General features: G+C 49.4%; 15 protein-coding genes. 10 read left to right on the top strand and 5 right to left on the bottom strand.

Features of this window, described 5'->3' with window-relative positions:
• Positions 1 to 12 precede the first annotated feature (12 nt).
• The 3 genes from AC58P5_RS02305 (at position 13) to AC58P5_RS02295 (ending at position 5257) form a co-directional block, all read left to right on the top strand.
• Positions 13 to 1845 carry an ABC transporter ATP-binding protein gene (locus AC58P5_RS02305; RefSeq protein ID WP_497384324.1) on the top strand — a complete coding sequence of 611 codons (1833 nt, stop codon included), beginning with the start codon at positions 13 to 15 and terminating at the stop codon, positions 1843 to 1845.
• Positions 1814 to 3550, top strand: a complete 1737-nt coding sequence (locus tag AC58P5_RS02300) for an ABC transporter ATP-binding protein (RefSeq protein WP_497384323.1) — start codon at positions 1814 to 1816, stop codon at positions 3548 to 3550. Before AC58P5_RS02305 ends, AC58P5_RS02300 begins: the two co-directional genes overlap by 32 nt.
• 678 nt (positions 3551 to 4228) lie before the next feature.
• Positions 4229 to 5257, top strand: coding sequence for a lytic polysaccharide monooxygenase (locus AC58P5_RS02295; RefSeq protein WP_497384322.1), 1029 nt, complete (start codon positions 4229 to 4231; stop codon positions 5255 to 5257).
• 155 nt (positions 5258 to 5412) lie between these two features.
• Here the strand turns inward: AC58P5_RS02295 and AC58P5_RS02290 are convergent, their stop codons facing one another.
• From AC58P5_RS02290 to AC58P5_RS02275, 4 genes are all read right to left on the bottom strand, one after another.
• Positions 5413 to 5547, bottom strand: coding sequence for a hypothetical protein (locus AC58P5_RS02290; protein ID WP_497384320.1), 135 nt, complete (start codon positions 5545 to 5547; stop codon positions 5413 to 5415).
• A 57-nt stretch (positions 5548 to 5604) separates the two neighbouring features.
• A complete protein-coding gene (locus AC58P5_RS02285) occupies positions 5605 to 7062 on the bottom strand; it encodes an alpha/beta hydrolase family protein (RefSeq protein WP_497384318.1) in 1458 nt (485 codons plus the stop codon).
• An 88-nt stretch (positions 7063 to 7150) separates the two neighbouring features.
• The gene (gene nagA / locus AC58P5_RS02280; protein WP_497384316.1) at positions 7151 to 8299 is read right to left on the bottom strand and encodes an N-acetylglucosamine-6-phosphate deacetylase; all 1149 of its coding nucleotides are present in this window, start codon (positions 8297 to 8299) and stop codon (positions 7151 to 7153) included.
• Positions 8289 to 9083 (bottom strand): DeoR/GlpR family DNA-binding transcription regulator, encoded by a 795-nt coding sequence (locus AC58P5_RS02275; RefSeq protein ID WP_497384314.1) that lies wholly within the window; start codon positions 9081 to 9083, stop codon positions 8289 to 8291. Before AC58P5_RS02275 ends, nagA begins: the two co-directional genes overlap by 11 nt.
• Positions 9084 to 9363: 280 nt before the next feature.
• Here AC58P5_RS02275 and AC58P5_RS02270 point away from each other — a divergent pair, with 280 nt between their 5' ends.
• Positions 9364 to 10110: a hypothetical protein gene (locus AC58P5_RS02270; RefSeq protein WP_497384313.1), complete on the top strand. Its 747-nt coding sequence runs from the start codon at positions 9364 to 9366 to the stop codon at positions 10108 to 10110.
• A gap of 400 nt (positions 10111 to 10510) precedes the next feature.
• Here AC58P5_RS02270 and AC58P5_RS02265 read toward each other — a convergent pair whose 3' ends face one another.
• Positions 10511 to 11554 (bottom strand): LacI family DNA-binding transcriptional regulator, encoded by a 1044-nt coding sequence (locus AC58P5_RS02265; protein ID WP_497384311.1) that lies wholly within the window; start codon positions 11552 to 11554, stop codon positions 10511 to 10513.
• Positions 11555 to 11943: 389 nt separating this feature from the next.
• On the opposite strand from AC58P5_RS02265, the gene AC58P5_RS02260 reads away from it, so the two are divergent.
• The 6 genes from AC58P5_RS02260 (at position 11944) to AC58P5_RS02235 (ending at position 17551) form a co-directional block, all read left to right on the top strand.
• Positions 11944 to 13080 carry an ABC transporter substrate-binding protein gene (locus tag AC58P5_RS02260; RefSeq protein ID WP_497384309.1) on the top strand — a complete coding sequence of 379 codons (1137 nt, stop codon included), beginning with the start codon at positions 11944 to 11946 and terminating at the stop codon, positions 13078 to 13080.
• A 16-nt stretch (positions 13081 to 13096) separates the two neighbouring features.
• Complete coding sequence (locus AC58P5_RS02255; protein WP_497384307.1) at positions 13097 to 14032, top strand: carbohydrate ABC transporter permease; 936 nt, start codon at positions 13097 to 13099, stop codon at positions 14030 to 14032.
• Positions 14033 to 14047: 15 nt separating this feature from the next.
• Positions 14048 to 14872 (top strand): carbohydrate ABC transporter permease, encoded by an 825-nt coding sequence (locus AC58P5_RS02250; RefSeq protein WP_497384306.1) that lies wholly within the window; start codon positions 14048 to 14050, stop codon positions 14870 to 14872.
• Positions 14873 to 14895: 23 nt separating this feature from the next.
• Positions 14896 to 16197, top strand: coding sequence for an alpha-galactosidase (gene melA, locus AC58P5_RS02245; protein ID WP_497384305.1), 1302 nt, complete (start codon positions 14896 to 14898; stop codon positions 16195 to 16197).
• Entirely contained in the window at positions 16194 to 17153 is a 960-nt protein-coding gene (locus AC58P5_RS02240) for a carbohydrate kinase family protein (RefSeq protein ID WP_497384303.1), read from the top strand. The genes melA and AC58P5_RS02240 overlap by 4 nt, the downstream gene beginning before the upstream one ends.
• A gap of 95 nt (positions 17154 to 17248) precedes the next feature.
• A complete protein-coding gene (locus tag AC58P5_RS02235) occupies positions 17249 to 17551 on the top strand; it encodes a right-handed parallel beta-helix repeat-containing protein (protein ID WP_497384302.1) in 303 nt (100 codons plus the stop codon).
• Positions 17552 to 17566: the final 15 nt, after the last annotated feature.

Raw genomic sequence — 17566 nt, 5'->3', positions numbered from 1 at the left:
GGAGAGGATCTTATGAGCAACAAGACCGGCGTGGGTCGGCTGCTGCAGATCGCGGGGGAGAAACGGGGCCTTCTCGTAACTTCGGGCGTTCTTTCCGGACTTAGCGCGATCGGTCAGCTGGTTCCCTACATATCGGTATATTTTATCCTGAGAGAGCTTCTCAATCATGCGGCAAATCCTATGGAAGCGGACGGCGCGTTCATGGTCCGTTGGGGAATCATCGCCCTTCTGGGGCTGATTGGAAGTCTCATGCTGATGTACGCGGGAGGATTGATTTCCCACATCGCAGCCTTCCGGCTTTTGTACGGCCTGCGAGTTAAGCTTTCTTCCCATATCGGAAAGCTGCCCTTAGGCTGGCTGAACGGAACGTCTACCGGGGCGGTCAAGAAGACGCTGGAGCAGAACGTTGAGAAGATTGAGACTTTCGTCGCCCATCAGCTGCCGGATCTCATTCACGTCGTGGTGACAACCCTTCTTATGATTACGGTCATGTTTTCCTTAAACGTCTGGCTGGCAATCGCCTGCATCGTGCCGATTTTCGCCGGTTTCGGCGTACAAATCATTTTAATGACAGGACCGGAGATGAAGAAAAACGTTAAAAAATACCACGATGCGCTGGAGAGATTAAACAGTTCGGCGATTCAATATGTGCGGGGAATGCCAGCGGTTAAGGTGTTCGGGCAAACGGTGCATTCTTTCCGTAAATTTAATGCCGATATGATCTTCTATCGTGATTATTGCGTGAAATTTACCGACCAGTTTCAGAACGGCTTTTTGATTTTTAAAGTGATTCTGGTTTCGTTTGCGGCATTCGTGCTGCCGGTCGGCGTATTTCTGCTCAGCCGCGATCCGGGCAACGCAGCTTTCGCTTCCGTGTTCCTGTTTTTCCTTGTCATGGCGCCAGGCGTGTCGGCTCCGATGTTTAAAATTATGTTCCTGATGTCAACCCTGCGCGATATAAGCGAAGGGGTAGAGCGGATCGACCGACTCTTGGGGGAAAAACCGATTCCGGAACCGGAACGCCCGGTTAAGCCGGATCATTATGACATCACCTTCGATAAGGTAAGCTTCGCTTACGAGGATAAACCCGGAAGCGGCGAGGCGCTCTCGGAACTTTCTTTTACCGCCGGACAAGGACAGGTGACTGCGCTGGTCGGTCCTTCCGGAGCGGGCAAATCGACGGTAGCGAATCTGGTTCCCCGCTTCTGGGATGTTAAACAGGGCGCTATCCGGATCGGCGGGGTCGACGTGCGGGATATGACCACTACGGATTTAATGGACACGGTCGCTTTTGTATTCCAGGAAACGTTTCTGTTTTACGATACGGTGTATAACAATATCGCCGTGGGCCGCCCCGGTGCCCCTGCTGAAGACGTGTATGCGGCTGGCAGAGCGGCACAATGCCATGAGTTTATCAGCCGGCTTCCCCATGGTTACGAGACCCGGATCGGTGAAGGCGGCGTTTACCTGTCCGGAGGCGAGGAGCAGCGGATTGCCGTCGCGCGTTCGATCTTGAAAAACGCGCCCGTTCTCATACTGGACGAAGCGACTGCCTTCGCGGACCCGGAGAACGAATATGAGATGCAGCTTGCCCTCAAACAATTAATCCGGGGTAAGACGGTCCTTGTTATCGCACACCGGCTGCATGTGATCCGAGATGCGGATCAGATCCTGGTTCTGAGCGGCGGCAGACTTTCCGAACAAGGTAAGCACGACGAGCTGGTCGCCGCAGACGGCCTCTACGCCAGAATGTGGCATACCTACACGGATTCGGGAAAATGGCATATCGGCATGAAGAAGGAGGCGAAAGGCGATGGACTTACTCCGCAATATCACGGCAGGTAACCCCCGCGCGTTGATCAAGCCGGTGTTCTATACAACGCTGGCCAACTTGATCGGAATTATTCCGTTCGTCCTGCTGGTGGAAGCGGCAAGACTCATTTTTGAACCGTTTGCGTCTCCCGGGGCCGCGCTTCAAGTTGGACGGCTCTGGTGGGTATGCGCCGGGATGGCAGCTTCTCTTGTTCTCATGTATCTCTGTGAGATTCCGGCATACCGCTCCCAATTCCGCCAAGCATACAGCGCTGCGGCGGAAGGCCGGACGCGCTTGGCCGAACATTTGCGCAAGCTGCCGCTCGGTTTTCTGAACAAACGGGACCCCGGCGATCTCGCGAACATGATGATGGGCGATTTTACTATGGTCGAGCACGGTATTTCTCATCTTGTTCCGCAAATGATCGGAGCGCTAGTCATGCCGATTCTCGCTCTCGCGGGATTGTCATTTCTGGACTGGCGCATGGCGCTTGCCTTATTCGCAGCGTTTCCGCTGGCTGTCGCGCTCGTGATGCTGACCTCCGGCATCCAGCACAAGCTTGGCGCCAAACATATGCGTGCCAAAATCGATGCCGCCAACCGTCTTCAGGAGTATCTGAATGGCATCCGTGTCATCAAAGCGTACAACTTAACGGGGGAGAGCTTTACACGGCTGACCCTTTCGTTCAAAGAGTTGATGCGGCACAGCATCCGGATCGAAGGGCTGCTCGGGCCGATCGTCCTGAGTGCGGTTGCCTGTATCCGCGCCGGCCTTACTTTCATGATCCTGGTCGGCGTTCATCACCTTCTCGGAGGCAGCCTGGATCTGGTCGTGTTCGTTTCTTTTCTCATCGTCGGCACCCGGCTTTACGATCCGCTAACCGCGGCACTTGTAAATTATGCGGAATTCCGGTATCACGAACAGGCGGGTGAACGCATTGTGCGGCTCTTGCAAGAGCCGGTCATGCCGGGTAAACGCCAGCCTCCGGCGGCTTATGATATTGAGCTGAAGCAGGTCACTTTCGGCTATAACGGGCAAACGGTGCTCAAAGAAGTGAATCTGATCATCCCCGCCGGTACGTTCACCGCACTTGTCGGTCCTTCGGGCAGCGGCAAGAGCACCGTTCTGCGTCTGATCGCGCGTTTCTATGATCCTGTAGAGGGGGAGGTTCTGCTCGGCGGCGAAAATATCCGCGATATGGATCCCGAAGCGATGCTGAGCCAAGTATCGATGGTCTTTCAGGATGTATATTTGTTTCAGGATACGATCGCGGGCAACATCCGCTTCGGACGCAATAACGCCACGATGGAAGAGATCGAGGATGCGGCGCGGCAGGCTGGCTGTCACGAGTTCATTATGAAGCTTCCGAACGGGTACGAAACTCTTGTCGGAGAAGGAGGAAGCACGCTCTCCGGAGGGGAGAAGCAGCGGATTTCCATTGCCCGGGCGTTTCTCAAGGATGCACCGATCGTTCTGCTTGACGAAGCTACGGCGTCGCTGGATCCGGAGAACGAGGTCGTCATTCAGCAGGCGATCGACCGGCTTGTGGAAGGCAGAACCGTTATCGTGATCGCACATCGCCTGAAAACCGTACGCGGCGCGGATCATATCGTGGTGCTGAATAACGGCAGCATCGCCGAGCAGGGAAGCCATTCCAGTCTTTTGGCAGGGCAAGGGTTATACGCCCGATTATGGGATATCCAGCAGCAGGCGGATACTTGGAAAATGATTAAATAAAACATTTTACTGGAACACGAGTCAAAGAAGAAACGCAGCCGGTCAGGAGATAGCAATCCTGGACGGCTTTTTTTGCCGCTTTCCGCGTTAGATCATAAATCCGGCAGCCGAATGCATTCAAATCGGGGCGGCTTGCACTGGACAATCTTGTTCTCCGAGGGGAGTCTGGCTATTTGCGAGCCTTATGGCGTGATGGTGAATTTTCTCGATGAGCGCATAATCGGTTTCGACGATCTTTCCGATACCGAGGAAGTCTGACTTTAGAGCATGCGAAAACGGCGGGAGCATCGGCAGGAAGCACCGGTCACAGAAAGTTCTGCACTGTGCCAGACTCCCGACGCGCATTACTTGGCGTCACATGACGGTAGTCAACCACAAAGACGATGAATAGTCTCACACGCTTCAAGAAGCTGAAAGTGTTTTGTTTGAACATGAAGTAAGGGTGTAAACATCCCAACATAAGGCTTACCAAAAAGAAGACATTCCGTTACAGGTACACCTTTTTTTGTTAAAAATATTGTGATATGCTCCGATCCGGCTTATAATATGGAAGATATAACCACCAAGTTTATATCTCTATCAAAGCTTGCTGGTAGACTTTTAAGGGAGGTGATGTTGTTTAAAACAACTAAATGTAAGCGCTTTTGGCGTTGAAAACCCAAATCTGAGGAGGTATGAATGATGAATTTGGCTTTACCGAACCACGCTTTGCTGCACAAACTGGTTGCCGCATGCGGTATGCTGCTGATGATCGCTTTAATGATGGTTTTGTTTCCCGGTACAAGTTCGGCTCACGGGTATTTGGATGTGCCCGCCAGCCGTGGGCTTTTATGCAAAGACAAAGTGAATACGGATTGTGGAGGGGCCTCTTACGAGCCGCAAAGCGCAGAAGCGGGTAAAGGCTTCCCTAACGGAGGCCCTGGTGACGGACACATCGCGAGTGCCGGCAATACTTTCCCCAAACTGGATGAGCAAACCTCGACCCGTTGGAGCAAAGTGCCTATGAAGGCAGGTCCGCAGGCTTTCAAATGGCAGTTGAATGCCGCACATGCCACAACCACCTTCAAATATTTTATAACGAAGCCGGGTTGGAATCCGAATGCTCCTCTGACGAGAGCTTCCTTTGACTTGACGCCTTTCTGCCAACAGGATTTGAACGGAGCAAGTCCTACCAACTATCATACGACAAACTGTAACGTTCCCGAAAGAACAGGCTATCATGTCATCCTGGCTATCTGGGAAGTTTCCGGGGCGCCTACCGCTTACGTCAACGTAGCCGATGTGGATTTCGGCGGAGGCAGCGCACTTCCCGCTCCGACGAATCTCGCTTCCACAGCCGTAACGGACAACAGCGTTTCCTTGAGCTGGGCTTCGGTAGCCGGTGCGGCAAGCTACCAAGTATACCGCGATAACGTAGCGGTAGGCACGACAGCCTCGACCACCTTTACAAGCACGGGCTTGTCGAGCGGCACATCCTATAGCTTCACCGTGACAGCAATCGACTCTTCAGGCAAAGCGTCACCATCCTCTTCCGCAGTGACGGTCAAAACGACGGGAGGCAGCACAACCACGTATCCGGCCTGGAGCGCGACTACGGTTTATGTAGGCGGAAACAAGGTATCCTACAACGGTGTCAACTATGAGGCCAAATGGTGGACACAAGGCGAAGTTCCGACCGGCACCAATGTGTGGAAAGTTATTCCTTAACGTTAACGCAGTACAAGCCCTGGAGGCAGAAACCTCTAGGGCTTTTTTTTGCATGGATTTGGAATTCCGAGGGAAACGCTTGCCGCTGCCAAGAGTGTATCCTTTAGAAATAGCGTGAGGAATGGATAAACAAGGCTGGCTTCAGGTTCACAGGATTAGTAGAGCGGCAGCACGTCTTGTTTCAGGTTTTTAAACAGTTCGCCGGATTGATTCAAGAAACTATCGGGCAATCGGTAATACGCATCTCCCATTGACACGATTTTTAAATCCGGGAGGATAGACATGGCCATGCTGGTGCCGCCCTTCACCTCAAGACGGCTGCAGCATAACAAATCTAGTCCCGCATTCTATTCCGCCGCGAGAGCAGCTTTTTGAAATTCAATTTCCGGGTATTGGGGATGAGGGCCGCCGTCAAGCAGTTGCCCGCCTTTCTTTTTCAAATGGTTGGTAAAGAAATCAAGCACGTAAGAATTGACAATCGCGGCCCCTCTGTAGCCGTTTATGTCCCCGGTCATGCCAGTATATTTCAATAACGGCGTATAGAACTGCAGGTCGGTAAAATTGAAATGGTCGGTTCCTCGTATGTGAATGACTTGCCCGTTATGGGCACCGACATGGTCCATCATCCGTTGTTCTTTCACCAGTTGTGCCCGGATGCTGTCGGGAACCTCCTTGTTTTTTATCGCCGCGGAAAGCATGGATCTTTTGTCGGAGTTAAGGAACATGAACGGCTTTGACATCTGCTCTTTGTCCTCCAGGTCATACAGCGTTCCATCCATATCAATCCCGGCTTTGATCTTATCATTGGAGTATGCGGCGTTAAAAGCTGTTGCACCACCGAATGAATGCCCCATTACTCCTATATTGTATACATCCATCATTCCCTTCAGGCTGGATCCTTGATCTCTGTTCCATTGTTCCATTTTCGAAATGACGAACTGAATATCCGCTGTCCACACAGCTCCGATATGCTTAGCATACGTGTAAAAATCGTCTGCCGGCGTCTTTGTTACGAACCCGGTTATCCGCCCGTCCGGAAATACGGTAGCCGCTGTGCTGTGGGTATGGTCGATAGCTGCTACTATAAATCCATGACTGGCCAAGTTCTCCGCCTGAGAGACATGCAGCACGCTGCCGGTACCCATACCATGACTGATCAGTACCAAGGGATAAGGCGCAGAAGCGGGGAGAAGTTCAGCATTAAGATGGGAATTGCTGCGCATATATTTCCAGTAATCGAGAATGAATGCAGGAAGGCCGAACACTTTGGAGAACTCTTTCTTGTATGTTTGGAATGGTATCGGGTCTTCGGGAAAAAGCAGTTCTCCCTTAGCCGGCTGCGGTTTTGCGGGGTACCACACCTGAACCATAAGCTCGCGGTGATTTTTGGGGACGTCGGGATAGCTTTCTTGCCGCGTGAAATCCGTAAAGTGAAAGACTTGTCTGCCTACCGCAGCGAGTCCTTGTGGCTTTGGCAAAATCAATATGGGCATCGCCTGTGCCAAGAAAACAGAAAAACCCAGCGATACAACAACGATAGAATAGCCGATGTATCGCGTTTTTTTCCGGGGCTTACCGGATTCCGGTTTTCGAAAAATCCTTATAGCAACAAGGAATAACAGGATAACCGCAGCGAAGTAGGAGGGGACCAATTGCCAGCGGTATCCTTCCACAATCAGATGAATGCTTAGTGCGCAGACAGCCGCAAAGCCAGCACCTAGGCCGATTTTTCGATTCCTCCTAAAAAGCAGTACCACCAGCAGAACTAGACTTGAGCCTATAAACACGCCTTCAAATAAACGCATAGCGATCTCCCCCGGTTTTCATCTTTTTTCCTTCTTCATTGTAGAACTCCAAGGTTAAAGTTGAGGAGGGAGCGAGTTTAAAAGTTGGTTAATAAACGATAGAACCTTTAATCATGGTCCATTGCACTTGGAATTGTTCATCCAACAAGACAAGATCGGCATCATAACCGCCGGAGATCCTGCCTTTAGTATGAAGGTCTAATAGTCGTGCAGGTGAGCTTGATGCCATTTTAACCGCGTCTTTTAAAGAAATGCCGGTTTCGACGGTCAGACGCAGCGCCTCATTCATCGTAACCGTACTGGAGGCTAAAGTCCCATCCGCTAGGCGTGCTACGCCTTCGGAAACCGTAACGTGGTGGCCGCCGAACTTATAATTTCCGTCACCTAGTCCCATGGCTTGCAAAGCATCTGTAATCAGTACCATGCCATCCGGTCCTTTGAGACGATACATCATCCGAACGATAGCAGGATGCAAATGAATGCCATCTACAATCGCTTGGAGGCTTACATGTTCTTCTTCAAAAGCGGCTACAACCAGACCGGGATCCCGGTGATGAATCGGACGCATGCCATTGAAACAATGTGTAACATGGCTCGCTCCAGCTTCAAAGGCTTGCTTGGCCTCCTCGTATGTAGCATCCGAGTGCGCGACGGCGATAATTACGCCTCTTTCCTTCAGAAATGAGAGGAGTTCCATCCCGCCAGGTAATTCGGGAGCTACGGTAACCATCTTGATCAGCCCATCTGCTTCGTCAAAAATTTCTTTCATTTCAGTAAGATCCGGATGCCGTAAAAACCGTTCATTTTGCATACCTTTACGCTTCGGATTCAGGTAAGGGCCTTCTAGATGAAGCCCTGCGATTTTGGCCCCGACTTCGTGCCCTATAACACGTTTCACACTCCGAATCATGGCTATTAAATCTTCAATTGTTGAGCTGACGGATGTGACCAGAAACGAGGTACAGCCCGTTTCTGCACAAGCCCGCGAAACCTCCTGAATACTCGTCTCACTTCCATCCATCATATCGAACCCGTTGGCACCGTGAATATGTACGTCGATCATGCCCGGTATCAATAAATGGCCTTGACCGTCCATACATTCATATTCGTCCTCCGGAAGAGAAGATAGGCCGCTTTCTACCTTTTCAATAACTCCGTCTCGTATCCAAAGTGTGGCAGATAGACCAGAGTTATCTTCTTGAATCACGTTTACATTGTGCAAAATTTTAAGACTCATCTCTGTTTTCCTCCTCGTATTTGTCTTTCTCTTCACATTGAATAATCGTTATATTTTTATTGTGAAGGACTTCTCTTATGTCGATAGGCACTTCTTGATCGGTAATCAAAATATCTACAAAGTCAAAATCCAAACGATAAACCGACTTGCTTGTAAACTTCGTGAAATCTGCTACAACAATGACCTGATCCGATCTGCGGGCCATCTCTTTTTTTACGGAAACATCATCCTCGTAAGGATAATAAAGCCCATCGGCTCGTATAGCTGTAGCTCCGATAAATGCTTTATCGGCCCTTAATTCTCTTAGCTTATCGATCACGGAGGGACCGAATAATAACCGGTTTTTGGCATGTAAATAGCCGCCGAGCACATAAACTTGCAAATCTTCCCGGCCTGACAGAATCCCTACAATGTCTATGGAGTGTGTGACAGCCGTAATATTTGTAGCTGAAATTTGTTCGGCTATTGACTGTACCGTAGTGGAAACGTCCAGAATGACGGTTTCCCGATCCTGAACCAGCTGAGCCGCTAACTTCCCGATTTTTCTTTTACTGTCTGTTTCGTCGATTAAACGTTCCTGGTAGGTGGCTATTTCCTTCTGCAATTGAGGCAGAGCGACACCTCCATGTGTACGAATAACGACTCCTTCTTGCACCAATTTAACGATATCTCTTCGGGCCGTATCCCTAGATACATTTAGAAGAGAACAAATATCCATAACACTCATCGCGTGGTGTTTATTAATATAGTCGAGTATTTTCAGTAATCGTTCTTCTTGATACATCAATTTCACCTCTTGTAAGTAATTATATCATAATTTTTAAGTATTTCAATTTATGATTTAAGTACATGTAAGTATTTGAATGGATACTTCGATCAGGCATTCGATAAAAATCATGTTATACAAATTACACTTACAATGGGATCTTTGAGCGAATCAAAGGTTCGAAGTTGCTGCCAGAGATCAGTGGAAGCATTTTTGTTTTTAAAGTGTATTTAGCAATCGTAATTTGATACTATAATAAAAATATGCTTCGGAAGAAATCTTTTATTGGAGGTAATCAATGAGATCATTAATAGATATTCAAGATTCATTTCTCAATAAGCTACAAATAATCAGAACATTTTACATGTCTTCACTTGTAGAGAACGAGTTAGCTAATGACCATATTTCTGCGGTTTTGGCAACAGAAAGTAAGATCAACTCTAAATATAATAGTAAAGATAATTATTTTGTATTCGGACAAGGCGATGGCAATCTTAACACTAAAGTGAATGTTAGTGAATGTGTTCATTTCATTACCAATAGCAGTGATAAAAATCTAATGCTCATAAATTTACTGACAATTAATTTATGTTCTGCATTTGAGTCTTTTTTATTTGAATTATATGAAAACTACTTAAGAAACTCTTCAGATGCTATAACTAATTCTCAAAAATCAATGAAACTACAAGATATTTTTAAATTTACAACTATAGATGATGTTAAAGAATATCTTATTCGAAGAGAAATAATGGATTTTGGTTTTCAATCTTTTGAAAAACAAATTGGAATAATACAAAAGAACTTTAATACCGATTTTGGTTTTCGTACTGAAATGAGGATAGCCAAAAGAATTTTCACTAAGAGAAATGCCATAGTTCACAATGAAGGACGAGTAAATAAGGAGTTAATGGAATTATTGACCAATGAACAAAAGGAACGAAATATATTAGATAAAAAAATCAGTACAACAGAATTTGAATTTAGCGAGGAAATATATTTATTAAATTTAATGGGAACTCGAATGATTACTTTACTTATCAAGTAAAAGCATAACGACAGCAGCAATCCCTTTGTTGGGTAACCAGCAAAGAGATTGTCGCTTCGTCTGACTCACGCAAACAATACGATACTCTAAGGCAAGACGTATACGGGAGTCTGGGGACAATGATACATATATTAAAGACCAGCGTTGGTTTTCCCTTAGAAAAAAACATAATTAAACAGTACTTAATTTAGCTGATCGCAGCAATTTGAGACCGTCGGTAACTAATGTCAAAGATCATGAAGATTAGTCAAATGAAAATTAAAAAACAAGCCATCCTTCGCTTTAGCCCAGGATGGCTTGTTTTCTGTAATAAACTGATCAGCTTTTAAGACAAGGTATCGCTCCGACCGGGAAAGATAAAGTCCTTTGGGAAGAGTGAACTTTTGTCAGGCAGGCGTGTTTAGTCATGTGCGTTGTTCTTGTCATGCACTGTCTGCAAACGGCGGTCGCTTGACTGGCGAAATAAAGGTTGAAACGGCAGCAAAATCTTGACGGGCAGAGGATACGGCGTCTGCATTTCCTGAAGGAGCGTTCTTGCGGCGACACTTCCGATTTCAAAGGTAGGAATATGAATAGTGGAGAGAGGAGGAACCGTGTAACGGGAAGGCTCGTTGTCGTCAAAACCAATAATGGCGAAATCTTGCGGGATTTGATAGCCCTTCTCGGAAATGGCCCGCATAGCCGCCATCGCCATAATATCGCTGGCTGCAAAAACCGCCGTAGGCAGGTGGCCGCGATGCTCGTCGATGTAATTCAGGACAAGACGGTAAGCCTGATCCGGTTCCCACTCGGCGTTAAGCACGTACTTCGGCTTAACCGCCAAACCGGCTTGTTCCAGTGCCAGCTTGTAGCCCCGGTAGCGCTTCTCCCTCTGAAATTCTCCGGACAATCCGGTGCCCCCGATAAAGAGGATGTCCTTGTGGCCTTGATCCGTTAAATGTTTGACGGCTGTACGAGCCGCTTCGACCCGGTCATAGGAGACGGTAGGAATGTCCGGATCGGACACGTCGATTCCGACGATATGCTCCACATGCTTGCGGATACAATCATACAATTGTTTCTCGATGCCCTCGATAATAATTAGGCCTCCGTTTTGATCTTTGTGGATGACTTGCTGCAAAATTTCAGGTTTTTGCAAATCTTCTTGCGTATAAGTGAACGCAATCTGATAGCCGTGAAGAGATAATTCTTTTTCTATTCCTTCGAAAATAACGGAAAAGTAGGGATGATAGCGCCGTCCCTGCATCGTGGAAACGATACAGCCTATTTTCTTCACCGGCTCATGTGATGGAAGCTTCACCGTGTAACCCAGTTCTTGGGCAGCGTCCCAAATCTTCCGGCGTGTTTTGCTGTGGGAGGCGCGGCTGGTATCATCGGCCAGAACGCGGGAAACCGTAGAGATAGAGACGCCGACCCGGTCCGCTATATCTTTTAGTGTGGGCATGCTATGACCTGCCTTCATTTCATCTAAGATTGAACGAACCCAAATACTTACTCTCTATGTTAAGGAAAATAAAAACGGAGGTCAACTGAAAATTAGAACAAATAAAATGCAAAATACGATCAATAAAATGAAATTAAATTGCAAAATAATTATTGACGTTCCATTTTTGTAGAGGTATTATTTTTATAAGACGCAGAAAATTCTAGGTAAAATAAAAAGAAAGGGGTTACAAATTGAAAAATGTTCGCTTTTTTTCATTTATTTCTCTATTATTTGCATTAATTTTCGTTTCATCTTGCGCAAATGATAAAGAGACGACGGCTGACATTTCTGCAAATCCGGACGGAAAAGTAAAGCTCGTTTTTTGGAGCCATCAGGAAGATGCCTTTATGAATGCGTATAAAAACCTGATTGCCGCTTATCAGGCAACACATCCGGAAGTAGAGATCGACTATCAATCCTTTCCATACGATGTTTACCCTCAGAAGCTAAAAGCTTCTTTCATTGCCAAAAACCCTCCGGACATCGCCGAGATGTTCGGCACCTGGGTTCCCCTCTACTCCACGAACGGGCTGCTGGCGGAAATACCGGACGGCGAACGTCTCCGGGACGGCTATTACAAAGCCCCGCTAGGGGGATATACATTGAACGGCAAGCTTTACGGACTTCCGCTCGAATTCAATATCGAAAACGGCGGCATGTTGATCCACCCGCAAATGCTGAAAGAGAAGGGGATCGCCCAGCCTCCTTCTACATGGGAAGAACTTGTGGAGAGCGCCCGTAAGCTGACGGTCCGGGACGGGAAGGGCATCAAGGTGAAAGGGTTTGATTTTGCATCCAGCGACAATATCACCTTCACGTTCTTGTCCATGATTTTGCAGCAAAACGGGAAGTATTGGGGCGAAAACGATCATGTGAACTTTCGGACGCCGGAGGCGAAAAAAGCGATGGAAGCTCTAATCTCGCTTATCAAAGACGATAAAGTCGCGGATCTCACGACGTTCGGCGGCGAGCTTGACACCTCCGACTATTTTTTTCAGGGAAGCTCGGCGATGACGTATCGCGGACCCTGGTCCATAGCCGCCGGTTTGAATACATACAAGGCAGACGACTTCGAGTATGTACCGGTGCCGTCTTTCACGGCGAATCCGCCCTTATACGCAGCCGAATCCGGATGGGGACTGGTAGCCGCACAAAAAAGCAAGCAGCGGAAAGCCGCCGTCGATTTCATCGAATTCGTTTCTTCCAACGAGAATCTGCTGCAGTGGAATCTGAGCACGTTTACGGTCCCCGCCAAAAAAGAGGTGGCCGAAAATCCGGAATTTCTCAAAGCCAATCCGTTCATGAAAACTTCGCTGGATATTTTGACGCTGGGAGAGTGGATCGGACCGATTACGGACCGGGATTATTTCTTCAAAGCGATCAACGATCATTTTCAATTAATGGCAAGCGGACAGGAAACCGTGGAAGCGGGTCTGAGCGGCATTGAAAAATCAATAAACGACAATCAGGATCAACATAAATGATCGGAGTGATCGGAGTATGAATCTTGAACCGGCAGCAGGCAGAACCCGTAAGATTCCACCGGCAGCCTCGTACAAAGGCCGAAAGAGCGGGCGCGCGTTCATTTATTTGTCGCTGATTCCGATCCTGCTGTTATTCGGCGCATTCGCTTTTCTGCCGATCGGCTGGAGTCTCGGGCTGTCCCTTTTCAAATATAATCCCCTCAGTTCCAACACGATTTTCGTCGGTACGGCGAACTACGTGCGGATGCTGGAAGATTCGGTTTTTCTGAAATCGCTCTGGGTGACGGTAAAATTCGTAGTCGTTGCCGTTGCGGTGAATATTGCCGTCACACTGCTGATTGCGGTGGCCATTCAGCGGCTGCAGATAGGATGGCTGCGCAATTTAATGCGCACGGTGTTTTTTCTGCCGACGATCGCTCCGCTTGCCGGAACGGCTATCGTGTGGAGCACAATGTTCAATTATAATCACGGCTTGTTCAACATGCTGCTTGAGAAGCTGCATATGGCGCCCGTCCAATGGCTGAGCGACCCGCATTATGCGCTGTATTCCGTCATTATCATGACGTTGTGGGCGGACATCGGCTACAATATCGTCCTGTTCATCGCCGGAATCGATTCCATTCCCGGGCTGTATTACGAAGCTGCTCTCCTGGACGGAGCGAACCGCTGGCATTCCTTCCGATATCTGACGCTTCCGCTTCTGCGGAGAACGATGCTGTTCGTATCCGTGACTACGGTCGTCTCCTATTTTCAGGCCTTCGCCCAATTTCAGATTATGACTAAGGGAGAACCGTTTAACGAAACGAGAGTGATTGCCCTGCACATTTATGAGATGGCTTTCTCCAACTCCAACATGGGCTATGCGTCGGCGATGGCGACTGTTTTCTTGATGATCATTCTGGCCGTGACTGTCCTGCAGCTTAAATGGGGCCGCACGGATTGGGAACATTGAAGGAGGCTTGAATAGATGCAACGTAGAAACAGATGGCTGGACGGAGCGATTCTGATGGTACTGGCGGCTGCCGGTTGTGCAATGCTGCTGCCTTATCTCTGGATGGTGCTGTCTTCGCTGAAAAGCAATATGGAAATTGTCTCCGGATCGCACACCTTGTTCCCGCAAGAGGCAAGCCTGGAGGGCTATCGCACAGTGTTTATGGACGCGCCCTTTGTAAGATGGCTGTTAAACAGCGTGGTGACATCTGTCGTCATTACGGCAGCGACTATTTTTTCGAGCGCGCTGGCCGGTTATATTTTCGCCAAACACGAGTTCAGAGGAAAAAAGATCTGGTTTCTGCTCATTCTGGCCACGATGATGATCCCGTTTCAGGTCGTCATGATCCCGACTTATTTGATCACGGCCAAACTCGGTCTCGTCAACCATCTGCTGGCGATTATTTTACCGAATCTGGTCAGCTCGTACGGTGTTTTTCTCGCCAAGCAATTTATCGAGGACATCCCGCAGGATTTGCTTGATGCCGCCAGAATAGACGGTGCGGGGGAGTTGCGGTTGATGGTCCGGATTATCGCCCCCCTTATTTTTCCCATGCTGTCGGCACTCGGCATCTTTACCTTCATGAATTCATGGAACAATTATTTATGGCCGCTCATCGTATTGGACGACACCCGGAAAATGACGGTGCCGCTGGCACTCGTTTATTTTAACGGAACGCATACCGTCAATTATAACGTCGTCATGTCGGCGGCCGTTCTTATAACGGTTCCGGTGATCATCGTCTTTCTCATTTTCCAGAAGCAGTTTATTAAAGGCTTGACGATGACCGGCATGAAATAGACCTTAATAAGGAGAGAACAACCATGACCAAAATTTCAATTATCGGCGCGGGAAGCGCATTTACGCAGGAAATAGCGACAGATATTTTGCTGATCGAAGGAATAGAGGGAGGAACCCTCGCACTTGTGGATATCGACGGGGAACGGCTTGAGATTGCCCGCAAGCTGGTGGCCCGGATTATAGAGCAAACGGGGAAGAAGTGGAACGTAATCGCTTCTACCGATCGAAGGGAAGTAATAGGAGGATCCCGGTTCGTCATTAACCAGATTGAAGTGGGAGGACTGCAGACCGTCCGCTACGAATACGAAATTCCGTTGAAATACGGCGTGAATCAGTGTATCGGCGATACGCTCGGGCCCGGGGGGCTGTTTAAGACGCTGCGGACGCTTCCGACCTGGATGGATATCGTACGGGATATCGAGGATTTGTGTCCGGATGCGACGATTCTCAATTACACCAACCCGATGTCGGCCGTCACGCTGCTTACGTCCCGTATCACGACGCTGCCCGTTGTGGGCCTGTGCCACTCTATTCAGAACACGTCCAGGCAGTTGTCCAAATATGCCGGCGTGTCTTACGAGGAGATGCAGTGGAAAGCGGGAGGCATCAATCATATGTCCTGGTTTGTCGAACTGACCCATGAAGGACAAGATTTGTATCCGCTTCTTCGTGAGAAAATTCAGGACCCCGAACTGCTGAAAAAAGATCCGGTGCGCTTCGACGCGATGAAATATTTGGGGGCGTTCGTATCGGAATCGAGCGGGCATTTTTCGGAGTACATCCCTTATTACCGCAAACGCCAATCGTTAATCGACCGGCACTGCAGCTCGGGATACAACGGGGCAACCGGCTATTACGCGGACAACTGGCCGATATGGCGCAAGGAAAACGATGAGAAAATCATCGAGCAGCTAGAAGGAAAACGGCCGCTTGAGCTTGAGCCGAGCAACGAATATGCGGCCATCATTATCGAAGGAATGCTCAAAAACGAGCCGAAAGTCATCTACGGCAATGTGCCCAATAACGGCCTGATTAAAAATCTGCCCGCCGACGGTATCGTGGAAGTGGCTTGCATGATCGACCGCAACGGCATTCATCCTTGTTATTTCGGCAGCTTGCCGGAGCATCTCGCCGCTTTGTGCCGCTCGAATATGGCCTTTTTCGATCTGTCCGTAGAGGCTGTACTCCGCAAGGATAAAGAGATGGCCCGCCACGCCCTGATGGTAGACCCCTTATCCGCAGCCGTATGCTCGCTCGAAGAAATCGGCGAGATGTTCGAGGAGCTGTACGAAGCGGAGCGGGACTTCGTACCGGTGCTGAAATGATGCATACCGCAAGCAGGAGAAAACCGGTCGTTGTCGTCGCCGGCGAGCTGAATGCGGATATGATCGTATCCGGCAGGGATGTAATACCGGAGTGGAACCGGGAGAAAATCATCGACGGATTCCAAACCGTGCTCGGTTCCTCTTCCGCGATTACCGCTTGCGCGCTGGCCGGTCTGGGGGTCGACGTAAGGTTCGTGGGAGTTGCGGGCCAGGACGATCTTGGCGCCTACTGTATCGGAGAGCTTCAACGGATGGGCGTGAACACCGATGGAGTGACCGTACTGCCGGATGTTAAGACCGGTGTCACCTTGTCGTTCACGACTCCTTCCGACCGGGGGCTATTGACTTATCCGGGCAGTATTCCGATGTTAGTACCCGAATATATTCCAGAAAGTATTCTGCGCGAAGCGAACCATCTGCATTTCGGTTCCTACTATTTGCAGGACGGCATGAGGCTGCACTGGAAAAAGCTTTTCAGAGAGGCCCGGACCAGGGGGACGCGTACTTCATTCGATGCGGGATGGGACGTGCGCAACGAGTGGGATTCGGAGGGCATCCGTTCCCTGCTGGAGGAAACGGACTTGTTTATGCCGAGCGAGGAAGAGGCGCTTCATATTTTCGCAGCGGACCGGATCGCGGATATCCGTGAGAAGCTCGGAAGCGCAGCGGGGCGGGTGGCCGTCAAGCAAGGGTCCAAGGGCGCGAGCCTTCTTGCTCCGGACGGGAGCGTCGTAACAGCCGCACCGTTCCGGGTATCTCCCCGGGATACGACAGGAGCCGGGGATTGTTTCAACGCCGGCATCATTTACGGTTCCCTCCACGGCCTGAAAGGGGAGGAGCTGCTGCAATACGGTAACGCGTGCGGCGCACTGTCCACGCTTGGCCTCGGGGGAACGGGCAGCCTGCCGACAACTGCGGCTGTCGGCAGGCTGCTGCAAGAGCAGTCAACCACCTAAACCCGGAGAGGGAGGTGAGGCCCGCACATTCTCGCAGAGATATACGCGGTTTCGTTGATAAGATCAAAGTCCGACTACATTAACCAATCAGGGAGATGATCATTCGTGCAAATCGGCAAAACGTTCTTTACGGGTTAAGCTTGGCTGTGCTGGGATTGGGACTGGGCATAGCTCAATCGCCGTCCGCATCGGCTGCAGGCACCGACTATTATGTGGCAGCGAACGGGAGCGATTCGAATCCGGGTACATTAAGCTCCCCGTGGAAGACACTCCAGCACGCAGCGGATCTGGCGGGTCCCGGCAGTACCGTCTACGTTCGGGGCGGCGTGTACAATGAGAAATTGAAGATCACAAAATCGGGCTCTGCGCAGCAAGGCCCCATCACGTTCGCGTCCTAATGCCGATCGGGATTT

Source organism: Paenibacillus sp. JT31N7, assembly GCF_059692095.1.
Note: the sequence above shows the minus strand (reverse complement) of the source record. Positions and strands in the feature narration are given on the sequence as shown.

What these genes read in the sequence shown, in the direction of transcription:
- AC58P5_RS02275 (WP_497384314.1), bottom strand. Translation starts at nt 9,083, where the DNA reads ATGTATCAAGAAGAACGATTACTGAAAATACTCGACTATATTAATAAA.
- AC58P5_RS02295 (WP_497384322.1), top strand. Translation starts at nt 4,229, where the DNA reads ATGATGAATTTGGCTTTACCGAACCACGCTTTGCTGCACAAACTGGTT.
- AC58P5_RS02260 (WP_497384309.1), top strand. Translation starts at nt 11,944, where the DNA reads ATGAATGCGTATAAAAACCTGATTGCCGCTTATCAGGCAACACATCCG.
- AC58P5_RS02285 (WP_497384318.1), bottom strand. Translation starts at nt 7,062, where the DNA reads ATGCGTTTATTTGAAGGCGTGTTTATAGGCTCAAGTCTAGTTCTGCTG.
- nagA (WP_497384316.1), bottom strand. Translation starts at nt 8,299, where the DNA reads ATGAGTCTTAAAATTTTGCACAATGTAAACGTGATTCAAGAAGATAAC.
- AC58P5_RS02290 (WP_497384320.1), bottom strand. Translation starts at nt 5,547, where the DNA reads ATGGCCATGTCTATCCTCCCGGATTTAAAAATCGTGTCAATGGGAGAT.
- AC58P5_RS02240 (WP_497384303.1), top strand. Translation starts at nt 16,194, where the DNA reads ATGATGCATACCGCAAGCAGGAGAAAACCGGTCGTTGTCGTCGCCGGC.
- AC58P5_RS02250 (WP_497384306.1), top strand. Translation starts at nt 14,048, where the DNA reads ATGCAACGTAGAAACAGATGGCTGGACGGAGCGATTCTGATGGTACTG.
- melA (WP_497384305.1), top strand. Translation starts at nt 14,896, where the DNA reads ATGACCAAAATTTCAATTATCGGCGCGGGAAGCGCATTTACGCAGGAA.
- AC58P5_RS02235 (WP_497384302.1), top strand. Translation starts at nt 17,249, where the DNA reads ATGATCATTCGTGCAAATCGGCAAAACGTTCTTTACGGGTTAAGCTTG.
- AC58P5_RS02270 (WP_497384313.1), top strand. Translation starts at nt 9,364, where the DNA reads ATGAGATCATTAATAGATATTCAAGATTCATTTCTCAATAAGCTACAA.
- AC58P5_RS02300 (WP_497384323.1), top strand. Translation starts at nt 1,814, where the DNA reads ATGGACTTACTCCGCAATATCACGGCAGGTAACCCCCGCGCGTTGATC.
- AC58P5_RS02255 (WP_497384307.1), top strand. Translation starts at nt 13,097, where the DNA reads ATGAATCTTGAACCGGCAGCAGGCAGAACCCGTAAGATTCCACCGGCA.
- AC58P5_RS02305 (WP_497384324.1), top strand. Translation starts at nt 13, where the DNA reads ATGAGCAACAAGACCGGCGTGGGTCGGCTGCTGCAGATCGCGGGGGAG.
- AC58P5_RS02265 (WP_497384311.1), bottom strand. Translation starts at nt 11,554, where the DNA reads ATGCCCACACTAAAAGATATAGCGGACCGGGTCGGCGTCTCTATCTCT.